Source organism: Streptomyces sp. NPDC014801 (assembly GCF_043082085.1).
Taxonomy (GTDB): Bacteria; Actinomycetota; Actinomycetes; order Streptomycetales; family Streptomycetaceae; genus Streptomyces.
On sequence record NZ_JBIBXG010000009.1, the window covers coordinates 189,815 to 201,323 of the forward strand.

Below are 11,509 nucleotides of genomic sequence, written 5' to 3' on the forward strand. Positions count from 1 at the left end.
GGCAGGCACCAGCGTGGCGGAACGGGCGGCGCTCGACGCAGGGCTTGATCGGCGACCATCCGAACGAGTGATCAGGCCACACCGACCCGCAGCCCCTCCAGCCCCCGGATCACGAAGTTCGGCTTGCGCTGTGGTTCCGCGGCGAGCGTGAGGGTGGGGGCCTTGGTGAGCAGGGCCGTCATCGACGCGGCCAGTTCGATGCGGGCCAGGGGGGCGCCGATGCAGTAGTGGATGCCGGCGCTGAAGGAGATGTGCGGGTTGTCGCGGCGGGCCAGGTCCAGGCGGTCGGGGTCGGGGAAGACGGCGGGGTCGTGGTTGGCCGAGCCGAAGAGCATCGCGATCTCCGCGCCCCGCGGGATCGTCGTGCCGTCGATCTCGATCTCGTCCAGCACCCAGCGTTCGAAGAGCTGGAGCGGGGTGTCGTAGCGCATCAGCTCCTCGATCGCCGACGGGATCAGGGAGTGGTCGGCGCGCAGCGCGGCGAGCTGGCCGGGGTGGCGGAAGAGGGCGTACCAGCCGTTGACGGTGGCGTTGACCGTCGCCTCGTGCCCGGCGTTGAGGAGCAGGACGGCCGTGGAGATCATCTCCTGCTCGGTGAGCCGGTCCCCCTCGTCGTGGGCGGCGATCAGGCCGGAGATCAGGTCCTCGCCGGGCTCCTTGCGGCGGGCGGCGATCAGCTCGCGCAGATAGTCGGAGAACTCCACCGACGCCCGCACCGCCTTCTGCGCCGTCTCCGGCGACGGGTTCAGCTCGTACATCCCGCAGATGTCCGCCGACCAGGGCCGCAGCAGATGCCGGTCGCCCTGCGGGATGCCCAGCATCTCGGCGATGACGGCCACCGGCAGCGGCTCGGCGACATCGGTGAGCAGGTCTCCGCCGCCCGCGTCGACCAGCCGCTGGACGAGCTCGTCCGCGAGGGCGTGCACATACGGCCTCAAGCCCTCCACCGTCCGCGGGGTGAACGCCTTCGACACCAGGCGCCGGATCCGGGTGTGGTCCGGCGGCTCCAGGTCGAGCATGCCGTGGTCGTTGAGGACGTGGAACGGCTCGTGCTCCGGCGGGGGCGGGGTGCGCCCGAACTCCTCGTGCGTGTACCGGTGCAGATACGTCCGGCCCAGCCGCCGGTCCCGCAGCAGCGCGGAGACGTCCGCGTGGTGCGGGACGAGCCACTGGTTCGTCGGCTCGAAGAAGTGCACCCGGCCGCGCTCCCGCAGCTCGGCGTAGGCGGGGTAGGGGTTCTCGACGAACGCCGGGTCCCACGGGTCGAAGGACCGGCCGGTACGCGCTGACATGCGGTGACGCTAACGCGGACGACCGGCATCCGGCCAGGGGTCGGCGGCGGGGGTGGCCGGCGCCGTCGGAGTTGCTCAGTTCTTGCTCAACTTCGTTGTGTTCGGGCGGCCTGTTGAACAAGATCACCTCTGTCGCGGTTGCCCCGGTCTTCGAGCGTCCGACCAACGGTCGAGGGCGGGGAACTCGCGCCGCGGCGTGCCTGCCCGACCAGCAGGCACTTCACGCACCAGCAGGCACTTCGTGCACCACCGCACAGCTGCGACGCACCGCCGCGCAGCTGCTCGCGCGCGTGCACCCCTGCACAACTGCACACGAGGGGAACACCGACGTGACATCGTCGACCGCCATCCGCGCCGCCGCGATCGTGGCCGCCGCCGCGATGGCTCTGGGGGTTGCGGCTCCGCTGGCCGAGGCCACGGAGGCGCAGAACGTGGCGCGCACCACCGTCGTCAGCGCGGACGAACCGGCGTTCACCGCGGCCGAGGTACGCGACCTCGTCCAGCGCATGAAGGCCGACAAGGGCTCCGACACCGCCGAGATCGCCCAGTTCGAGGCCTACGCCGACCGGCTGGAGGGCAAGGGCCCCACCAAGCCGATGCCCGGCTTCGGCTGGAGCACCATCGTCCGCAAGCTGGTCGTGGCCGGCTTCCGGCACGGCGGCGTGTGGCTGGGCAAGGTCCTCAAGCGGGTCTCGCCCAAGGCCGCCAAGTACGTCTCCAAGCACGGCAACACGATCGCCGACGCCATCGACTCCGTGGAGAGCTGGGGCGAACACGCGCTGACCCTGGCGCTGATGAAGTCGGGCGTCCCGCACGACATCGCCGGCGATCTCGCCAAGGCGATCATCCTCATCGCCGCGTAGGCGGGGGCAGCCGGATGGACGACGAACCGTCGACGCCGGGCGAGAGGCGGCTCGCCCGCCTGGTCGTGGGGGCCCTCGTCCTGTTCGTGGCGGGGCTGGTCGGGCTGGTGTTCCTGCTCGTCCTGCTCGTCACGGCGGTGCTCTTCCCCGAGGCGGTCGAGTTCGACGGGGTGGCGCCGGTCTTCTGGGCGCTGCTGCTGATGGGCCCGTGCGCGGCCGTCGCGATGGCCGTCACGGTGCCGGCGCGTGCGCTCGTGCGGGCCTCGCTGAAGCCGTCGCCCGCCCTGGCCCGCGTCTGCGACGCCGTCTTCGGCTGGCTGTCGGCGTTCCTCGTCGGTGTGATGCTGCTGGAGTGGACGCCGGGGGTTCGCGCCCACTCCCTCCTCCCGGCCGTCGCCGTCGCCACGGTGGGCCTCGTACTGGAACCGCTCGCGGGGCGGCTGGGCGGGGGCGGGGGCTCTGAGGGTGGAGGCTCTGAGGGTGGGGGCCGCGGGCCTGGGGGCGGGAGCCCGGGAGGCGGCGGGGACACCGGCTGAGTCCCCTTCCCCCCGGCCACGGTGGCCGGGGGGCGTCAGCCCGGGGTCACCAGGCGGGTTTCGTAGGCGAAGACCGCCGCCTGGGTGCGGTCGCGCAGGCCCAGTTTGACCAGGATGCGGCTGACGTGGGTCTTGATCGTCGACTCGGCCACCACGAGCCGTTCGGCGATCTCCGCGTTCGACAGGCCCTGCGCGATCAGCACCAGCACCTCCGTCTCCCGTTCCGTCAGCTCGCCGTAGGCCGCCTGGGCCGTCGCCGGCAGCCGCGGGGTGTCCGCGAGCCGGGAGAACTCGGTGATCAGCCGCCGCGTCACCGACGGGGCGAGCAGCGCCTCGCCGGACGCCACCACCCGCACCCCCTCGGCGAGTTGCCGCGCCGAGGCGTCCTTCAGCAGGAAGCCCGAGGCGCCCGCGCGCAGCGCCTGGTACACGTACTCGTCCAGGTCGAACGTCGTCAGCACCAGGACCTTGGCCGCGGCGTCCGCCGCGACGATCTCCCGGGTCGCCTCGATGCCGTTCAGCTCGGGCATGCGGATGTCCATCAGGACGACGTCCGGGGCGAGTTCGCGGACCCGGTCCACCGCCTCGCGGCCGTTGACCGCCTCGCCGACGACCTCGATGTCCGGCATCGCGTTCAGCAGGACCGAGAAGCCCTCGCGGACCATCATCTGGTCGTCCGCGATCAGTACCCGGATCGTGCCGCTCGTCATGCGCCGCCCTCCGACCCCATGGCCCCCGTGGCTCCCGTCGCGACGGGCAGGAACACCGTCACCTCGTATCCGCCGTCGGGCAGCGGGCCCGCCGTCATCTCCCCGTTCAGCATGGTCACCCGCTCCCGCATACCGGTGATGCCGTGCCCGGCGCCCGGCGACGGCTCGACCGGCACCGGACTCGGCGGCGGGCCGTTGACGACGCGCAGGCCCAGGCCGCCGATGACGTACCCGATCTCCACGCGGGCGTCCGCGCCGGGCGCGTGCCGCAGGGTGTTGCTCAGCGCCTCCTGCACGATCCGGTACGCCGACAGCTCCACCCCCTGCGGCAGCTCCCGCACCGCGCCCGTGACCGCCTTGTCCACGCTCAGCCCGGCCTCCCGCACGTTCGCCAGCAGCCCGTCCAGGTCGGCCAGGGTGGGCTGGGGCGCCTCGGGCGCCTCGTAGTCCTCCGCGCGGACGACGCCCAGCACGCGGCGCAGTTCGGTCAGGGCCGCCACCGCGTTCTCGCGGATCGTGGCGAACGCCTTCTCCAGCTCCTCCGGCGGGTTCTGCACCCGGTAGGGCGCGGCCTCGGCCTGGATCGCGACGACCGACATGTGGTGCGCGACCACGTCGTGCAGCTCCCGCGCGATGGTGGTGCGCTCCTCCAGCAGCGTGCGCCGGGACCGCTCGTGCGCGGTGACCGTCTGCTGCGCGGTGACCTCCTGCTCGGCGTCCCGGCGGATGTGCCAGACGGTGACGACGAGCAGGACGACGGCCGACAGGAACAGCATGGGCATGGTGTCCGTGCCCTCGAAGGGGTGCCTGAGCAGCTCGGCCATGGCCCCGTACACCAGCGTCAGCAGCCACATCCAGGCGGCGGTGCGCGGGCGGGTGCGGATCGCCACGACCGTCATGACGCACAGGTGCGCCAGGAAGCTGCCCGGCTGGAACGGCCACAGGTCCCACAGCGGGTCGATCACACACAGGACGGGCGCCGACGCGAGCGACAGCCAGAACGCGGCGACCGGCCTGAGCAGCGTCAGCAGCACGGCCGCCGCCGGCAGGAAACTCAGCAGCAGATACGGCGGCCAGCCCGGATCGGGCGACGCACCGATCATCCAGACGCACAGCGCCATCGCGGCCACGACCGCGTGCGGCATCCAGCGCCCGTACCGCCGCGCTCTCGGCGGCAGGCGGCGCAGCACCGGGCCGGTCGCCGGCCGGCGGGGCAGCGGGCGGTAGGCGAGGACGTCGTGCAGCAGGTCCTGCCGCAGTCCGCGCAGCGCCTCCACGGCCGCCCGGATCTCGGGACTGCGCGGCGTGTACGCACTGTAGGCGCCCTCCGCGTCCCGCGGTGGCGTGCTGTGCGTGGGGGTCGTCTCGGTCACGGAAAGAACGGTAGGCGGGACCCGCACCCGCGGTCGTCCCCAGCGAGAGGGGTTCCGACGGGTCCTCCTCAAGTACTACGGGCGGGGGTGGGCGGGGGGTTCCGCTCCGGGGGGTGGGGTTCCCAGTCCCGTGAGGGCGGCGGCTTCCGTTCCCCGCAAGGGGTCGGGTCAGTAGCCGGACGGACGGACCAGCCCTGACTCGTAGGCGAACACCGCCGCCTGGGTGCGGTCGCGCAGGCCCAGCTTCACCAGGATGCGGCCCACGTGCGTCTTCACGGTCTGCTCGGCGACGACGAGACGTTCGGCGATCTCCGCGTTGGACAGGCCCTGCGCGATGAGCGCCAGCACCTCCGTCTCGCGCTCGGTCAGATCGCCGACCCGCTCCTTCAGCGGGGCGCGGGGCGTGCCGTCGAGGCGGGTGAACTCGGCGATCAGCCGCCGGGTGATCCCGGGCGCGAGCAGCGCGTCCCCCGCGGCCACCACCCGCACCGCCTCCGCCAGCTGGTCGGCGGAGGCGTCCTTGAGCAGGAACCCGGACGCACCGGCGCGCAGCGCGTCGTACACGTGCTCGTCGATGTCGAAGGTGGTCAGCACGAGCACCTTGACCGCGGGGGTGGCGGCCTTGATGCGGCGGGTCGCCTCGATGCCGTCGAGCTCGGGCATGCGGATGTCCATCAGGACGACCTCCGGGGCCAGTTCCCCGACCTTGGCCACGGCGTCCAGGCCGTCGACCGCCTGCCCGATCACCTCGATGTCCGGCTGGGTGTTGAGCAGCACGGTGAAGCCCTGGCGGACCATCTGCTGGTCGTCGGCGATCAGTACGCGAGTGGGGCCGCTCGTCATCAGAGGGCGTCTCCTGTCGGGAAGATGAGGTCCATGCCGGGGAACGGGGGCCGCTCCGGCTGCTCGCCGTACGCGCGGCCGTCGCGGGGCAGGAACGCGGAGACGGAGAAGCCGCCGTGCAGGGTCGGGGTGGCGACGACGTGACCGCCGAGCATCGAGGCCCGCTCGCGCATGCCGAGCAGCCCGTGCCCCGTTCCGGGGGAGGCGGGGGCGGGGCGCGTGGGGCGGGAGTTGGTCACCGACAGGTAGAGGCCGTCGGGGAAGTGAGTGACCTCGATCCGGACGGCGGCGCCCGGCGCGTGCCGCAGCACGTTGCTGAGCGCCTCCTGCACGATGCGGTACGCCGACAGCTCCACACCGGGCGGATACGGGGGCGCGTCGCCCAGGACGTCGGTGCGGATCTCCAGCCCGGCGGCGCGGGTGTTGTCGATGAGGCTGCTCAGCCGGGCCAGCGTGGGCTGCGGGGCGTCGGGCGTGCCGCCCGGCCCCGCCGCCTCGCGCGCCTGCGGGCCGGTCCCGAAGTCGTCGGGGACCTCCGACCGCAGCACGCCGAGCACCCGGCGCAGTTCCGTCAGCGCCTCCAGCGCGTTCTGCCGGATGCCGTCGAGGTTCTCCTTCAGCTCCTCGGGCGGATCCTTCACCAGATGGGGTGCCACCTGGGCCTGGATCGAGATCACCGACATGTGATGGGCCACGACGTCGTGCAGCTCCCGCGCGATCCGGTTGCGTTCCTCCAGCAGGGCGCGCCGGGCCCGCTCCTCGGCGGTCAGCACGGTCTGCTGCCGCAGTTCGGCACGGGCCTCGCGCCGGCCGCGCAGCGCGCTGCCGAGCACCACGACGACCGTGCACAGGATGACCGCGAGCAGCCCGGTGGGCGTGTAGTCGGAGCCGCCCCACAGCCCTTGCAGGACGTACGTCAGCAGCGCGGTCACCGCAAGCGCCTCGACGGACACCCGGGTGCGCACCCGCAGGGCGAGCAGCAGCAGCACCGCCAGGTGCCCGATGAGGCCGGCCGACGACCACGGCCAGGTGAAGCCCTGCGCGCCGCCCGCCAGCAACTGGCGGTGCACCTCCACGGCGCCCACCAGGGTGCCCGCCGTCGACAGCCACCACGCCGGGACGGGCCGCCACAGCGCGAACGCCACCGCGCCGCCCTGCGCGAGCCCGATGAGGAAGGCCAGTTGGGGACCCACGCCACCGTCGTTGGCCAGCTGCGCCACCGCGCCGAAGGTCACCCCGAACGCGACCAGGAACAGCACACCGTGCGGGAACCAGCGCAGCCACACGAACGGGGGGAGCGGGTCCGCCCGCATCGTGCACAGATCCTCGCGCAGCGTCCGCAGCCAGCGGCGCACGCGCTCCACCCCCGTCGTCGTCACGCGGTCCAGCCTAGACATGGCGTGCCTCCTGTGAGGTCCGGTGATCCACCGGGTCGTGGACCCGCACGACGAGGGAACCGCTCCGGACACCGGCCTGACCGTGCGGGCGGGCACCGGCCTCGTCGTACCGCCGGACGCCGGCCTGACCGTGCGCGTGCACGCCGGCTCCCTCGCACCGCCGTGCAGCCACCCGCACGCACCGCCGCGCCCCAACCCGTTCGCACCCGCGGAACGCCGTCCAGCACACCGCGAGGGCCGTCGCGAACACCGGCAGCCACAGCAGCCGTACCGCCACCCAGCCGAGGTCGTCGGGCGCGGTGTGCAGGCCGGGCAGCCGGCCGGCCGGGAGCGCACCGGCGGTCGTGGCCATCAGGGCCGTCTGGTGCCACAGGAAGATCGTCATCGCGGACAGGTTGACCAGCGCCACCGCCGCCCAGGCCATCGGCCGCCGCAGCGCTCTGCGCAGCCGGTCGCGCAGCAGCAGGGCCAGGCCGCACTGCGCCAGCCCGAAGGTGACGGCGGCCAGCGTCGGCGGGTCCAGGTTGGACACGTCCGCGCCCGGCACCCCGACCATCGACGCCGGGTAGCCCGCCCACGCCACCAGCCCCGCGGTCGCCGCCGCACCACCGGTCAGCAGCACCCACCCGGACCGCCGCCGCTCCAGCTCGCCCCGGGTCCAGGCCGCGCCCAGGGTGTAGGGCACGAGCCAGCCGGCCGCCACGTTCACCCAGCCGAGCCAGGCCGGGCCGCCGAGTCCGAAGCGCACCAGGTCCACATGGAGGACGACGGCGAGCGGCCACAGCGGGTTGAGCCGGGTCAGCAGCGGGGTGGCCGCCGTCAGCCCGGCGAACACCAGCAGGAACCACAAGGGGGACAGCGCCAGTTTGACCAGCGTGCGCACCGTCGTGAGCTCCGCCCCGGTCAGCACCAGCAGCGCCGCCGCCACCGCCCACAGCGTGAGGAGCGCCGCCACCGGGCGGAACAGCCGGCCGAGCCGCGCCGCCAGCCAGTGCCGGTACGGGATGCCGCGCTCGTGCGCCGTGGCCAGGGAACGGGTGGCGGAGTGGCCGCCGACCAGGAAGAACACGGCCAGCGTCTGGAACAGCCAGGAGACCGGCGCCAGCCACGGCATCGACCGCAGCGGGCTCGCGGTGTGCAGGCTGCCGCCGTCCGCGACCAGCGCGGTCACCAGCCAGTGCCCCAGCACCACGCCCGAGATCGCCACGGCCCGCAGCGCGTCCACGGCCCGGTCCCGGCCGGCCGGGGTCATGGCGTCCACCCGCGCGGCGGCCTCCCGGACGCGGGTCCTCCAGGGTGCGTCCGTCCGCGCCGCGGCCCGCCGGACACGGGCCTTCCGGGAACACTCACGCACGGGACACCTCCTGCTGCGCGCCGAGCACGATCCGGGCGAGGTTCGCCAGGGACACCGAGCCCGGGCGGAAGTAGTCGCTGTGGCCGCCGTCGCCGGCGGCGAAGACGCGTGCCCCGAACGCCGGGGACACCGGGTCCGTACCGAAGCCGACCGTCGTGACCAGCAGGTCCGCCCGCACGTGCGGCACCTCGGCCACCCAGTCGTCCCCGCCCCGCGCCGCCCACACCCGGGCGCGGGTGTGCAGCGCGGCCACGTCGTCGGCGCCCGTGCCGGGGCTGCCGATCAGGGCGATGTCGTCCACGTCCAGCCCGTGCGCCGCGCGTCCGCACACCACCGAGCCGTAGGAGTGGCACACCAGGGTGATGTGCGCGGCCCGGCCCGCCACACCGTGCAGCCGCCGCACGAACTCCCGCAGCCGCGGCGCCGCTTCGTCGGCGCGTGACGCGGTGAGGACCGTCGTGCTGATCGTGCCCGGGGTGGTGTAGCCGAGCCAGGCGACCACCGCGGTTCTCGTGCCCGGCGGGGCCTGGGCGGCAAGGCGGGCGGCGAGCGCGGTCGCCGTCGCGCGGAACCGTGCGTACGTGTCGAGGGAGGTGTCCGAGCCCGGCACCAGCACGGCTATCCGCTGCGCCCGCGCCAGGTCGCCGAAGACCTCCACCGCGCGGCCCGCGCCCCGGCCGTCGAAGGCCAGCAGCCGGCGTGAGGGGTCCGCGAGCGCGCGCTCCGTGCGCGCCCGTCCCACGTCGCCGTGCGCCGCCGCCATGCGGGACGCCGTCGCCGCGTCCGCCCGGTTCGCCGCGTAGATCTGCGGCAGCGTGGCCGCGGTCGGCGCGGCGAGACGGGCGGGTGGCGGCGCCGGGATCTGCGGGCGGGCCGCACCGGACAGCGGCACGACGACCGCGGTGGTGATGAGCGCGGCCAGCAGCGCGCGCAGGACGCGCCCTCGCCGCCGCGGGGCGGGCTCGCGCTGGGCACCTTCCCGCAGCGCGGGTTCGAGCGGGGCACCTTCCCCCAGCGCGGGTTCGCGCAGGCCGCCTTCCCCCAGGGCGCGTTCCGGCGCGCCGTACTCCCCCGTGTCCACGTGGCCTCCCCTGCCGTGCGGCCCGCCCACCGGGCCCGTCGCACAAGGAAGTTACGCAGCGTCACCTCTGGTCCGCGTCACACCGGAGAGCTCACCTGCGACGTAGCTCTCAGGTATTACGGGTACGACCGGGATGCCGGGGGGACGCGCACACGCGCACCGTGCCGGGACGCGCACCGTGCCGGGACGCGCACCGCGCCGGGACGTGCACCTGCGCCGGGACACGCACCGCTCCGGGAAGCGAGACAGCCGAACCCACCGCCCCCCCCGGCCCCGTCCCCTCACCACGCCAGCTGGGCGATCTCCTCCGCGACCACCGCGCACGCGTCCGCCGCCGGGTCGATCAGCGGGAAGTGGCCGACGTCCTCCAGCAGCGTCAGCCCCACCATCTCCCCCGCCTTCGCCGCCGCGTCCGCGTACGACTCGGCGACGGCCTGCGGGACGTCGAGGTCGGCGCGGCCCTGCACGAGCGTGGTGGCGATGCCGGTAGGCAGCAGCAGGGCCGGGTCGGCGTACGGCTGCCGTTCGGCGAACGCCTCGTGTCCGCCGAGGAGTTGGCGGGCCGCTCCCCCGCACACGTCCAGCTTCTCCGCGACCGCGAAGTCCGCGATCGGGGCCAGCGCGACCACGCCCCGCAGTGCGGGGGGCCCGCCGGTGCGCCAGGGCGCGTCGGCGGGCAGGACGTGGCGGGCGGCCGCCCACAGAGCCAGGTGGCCGCCCGCGGAGTGCCCGGTGAGGACGAGGCGTCGCGGATCGGCCTGCGGCAGCGCCTCCCGCACCAGCCCCGGCAGGGCGTCCAGCGCGGCGGCGACGTCGTCGAAGGTCTCCGGCCAGCGGCCGGCGACGGCGGCGTCGCCCTCCGCGTCGCCGCGCCGGTACTCCACGCTGGCCACGGCGAACCCGCGCCGGGCCAGGAAGTCCGCGAAGGGGCTGACGTGCCGGCGGTCGTACGGCGCCCGCCAGGCACCGCCGTGCAGGACGGCGACCAGGGGGGCGGGGCCGCCGGGGCCGGCCTGTACGCGCGGGGCGTAGAAGTCGATCACCTGGTCGGGGTGGTCGCCGTAGGCGGCGGTGGCGTCGGGGTCGACGGGCGGGTGCGAGAAGGCCGACTCCTCCTCGGCGGCGGCCCGGGCTGCTGCGACGTCGTCCGGCATGCTCAACCTCTCAGCGACGAAACATGTTTGGCGGACCAGATGGGGACGGACCAGGGGGAAAATGCGGCCGTTGGCCGGGACGGTATCAGGCCGGTGACGTGCGCGGACACGCGGATATCACGCTCGGTGAAGTGGTTAAACGGTTCTGCTGTTTCGTTATGCTGGCGACGTCGTCCGACCGTGCACCAAGGAGGCCGTTATGTCCGCCGAACCCGGCACCGTCCGTCCCGGCGGCCGTACCGCCCGTGTCCGCGCGGCCGTGCTGCGGGCGGCCGGCGACATCCTCGCCGAGCAGGGCTTCGACCGGCTCGACCTCGCGGACGTGGCGCGGCGCGCGGAGGTCGGCAAGACCACCGTGTACCGGCGCTGGGGCTCGGTGACGGGCCTGGTCGCCGACCTGCTCGCGGACATGGCGGAGCAGTCGCTGCCGCGCGAGGAGACGGGTTCCGTCCTGGGGGACCTGCGGGCGAACGCGTCCCTGGTCCAGCGCACGCTCGCCGATCCCCGGCAGGGGGCGCTGTTCCGGGCGGTGATCGCGGCCGCGGCGTGCGACCCGCGCACGGCTGGGGCGCTGCGGCGCTTCTACGAGGTGCGGGTGGCGGAGTGGGCACCGTGCGTGGAACAGGGCGTGGCCCGCGGCGAGTTGCCGCACCACACCTCGGCGGAGGCGGTCGTACGGGCCGTGTCGGCGCCCCTCTACTACGAGCTGCTGACCACGGGCACCGTCCCCGACCCCGCCGCGGCGGACCGAGCGGCCCGTGCGGCGTACGAGGCGGCGAAGGCGGGGGTGTACGCCGGCTGACCGGGGAGGTTGCCGTCAGGAGCGGGCCGGTGCCGAGGGGCAGCAGTCCGCTACGAGCACCAGCCCGCCGAGAGGCAGCCGCCCGCTACGAGCACCAGCCTGCC

At 74.3% G+C, this 11,509-nt stretch carries 11 protein-coding genes; 3 read left to right on the forward strand and 8 right to left on the reverse strand.

Annotated elements, in window-relative coordinates; all coding sequences use genetic code 11:
- Positions 1-71: 71 nt before the first annotated feature.
- A complete protein-coding gene (locus tag ACF1AL_RS22745) occupies positions 72-1,292 on the reverse strand; it encodes a cytochrome P450 (RefSeq protein ID WP_386915677.1) in 1,221 nt (406 codons plus the stop codon).
- Positions 1,293-1,621: 329 nt separating this feature from the next.
- On the opposite strand from ACF1AL_RS22745, the gene ACF1AL_RS22750 reads away from it, so the two are divergent.
- A complete protein-coding gene (locus tag ACF1AL_RS22750; protein WP_366836986.1) occupies positions 1,622-2,155 on the forward strand; it encodes a hypothetical protein in 534 nt (177 codons plus the stop codon).
- A gap of 14 nt (positions 2,156-2,169) precedes the next feature.
- The gene (locus ACF1AL_RS22755) at positions 2,170-2,691 is read left to right on the forward strand and encodes a hypothetical protein (RefSeq protein WP_391827131.1); all 522 of its coding nucleotides are present in this window, start codon (positions 2,170-2,172) and stop codon (positions 2,689-2,691) included.
- Positions 2,692-2,726: 35 nt separating this feature from the next.
- On the opposite strand, the gene ACF1AL_RS22760 is transcribed toward ACF1AL_RS22755, so the two are convergent.
- From ACF1AL_RS22760 to ACF1AL_RS22790, 7 genes are all read right to left on the reverse strand, one after another.
- Entirely contained in the window at positions 2,727-3,401 is a 675-nt protein-coding gene (locus tag ACF1AL_RS22760; protein ID WP_366836988.1) for a response regulator transcription factor, read from the reverse strand.
- Entirely contained in the window at positions 3,398-4,774 is a 1,377-nt protein-coding gene (locus ACF1AL_RS22765) for a sensor histidine kinase (RefSeq protein ID WP_391701381.1), read from the reverse strand. Before ACF1AL_RS22765 ends, ACF1AL_RS22760 begins: the two co-directional genes overlap by 4 nt.
- 168 nt (positions 4,775-4,942) lie before the next feature.
- The gene (locus tag ACF1AL_RS22770; RefSeq protein WP_384201781.1) at positions 4,943-5,617 is read right to left on the reverse strand and encodes a response regulator; all 675 of its coding nucleotides are present in this window, start codon (positions 5,615-5,617) and stop codon (positions 4,943-4,945) included.
- Positions 5,617-7,014 carry a sensor histidine kinase gene (locus ACF1AL_RS22775; RefSeq protein ID WP_391701377.1) on the reverse strand — a complete coding sequence of 466 codons (1,398 nt, stop codon included), beginning with the start codon at positions 7,012-7,014 and terminating at the stop codon, positions 5,617-5,619. Before ACF1AL_RS22775 ends, ACF1AL_RS22770 begins: the two co-directional genes overlap by 1 nt.
- Complete coding sequence (locus ACF1AL_RS22780) at positions 7,007-8,266, reverse strand: acyltransferase (RefSeq protein ID WP_391827133.1); 1,260 nt, start codon at positions 8,264-8,266, stop codon at positions 7,007-7,009. Before ACF1AL_RS22780 ends, ACF1AL_RS22775 begins: the two co-directional genes overlap by 8 nt.
- Before the next feature lie 94 nt (positions 8,267-8,360).
- On the reverse strand, positions 8,361-9,353 hold the full coding sequence (locus tag ACF1AL_RS22785) for an alpha/beta hydrolase (RefSeq protein ID WP_391658969.1): 993 nt from the start codon (positions 9,351-9,353) through the stop codon (positions 8,361-8,363).
- Positions 9,354-9,730: 377 nt separating this feature from the next.
- Positions 9,731-10,603: an alpha/beta hydrolase family protein gene (locus ACF1AL_RS22790; protein ID WP_391658896.1), complete on the reverse strand. Its 873-nt coding sequence runs from the start codon at positions 10,601-10,603 to the stop codon at positions 9,731-9,733.
- Between the two features lie 199 nt (positions 10,604-10,802).
- Between ACF1AL_RS22790 and ACF1AL_RS22795 the strand changes: the two genes are divergently transcribed.
- A complete protein-coding gene (locus tag ACF1AL_RS22795; RefSeq protein ID WP_366836993.1) occupies positions 10,803-11,405 on the forward strand; it encodes a TetR/AcrR family transcriptional regulator in 603 nt (200 codons plus the stop codon).
- Positions 11,406-11,509 lie beyond the last annotated feature (104 nt).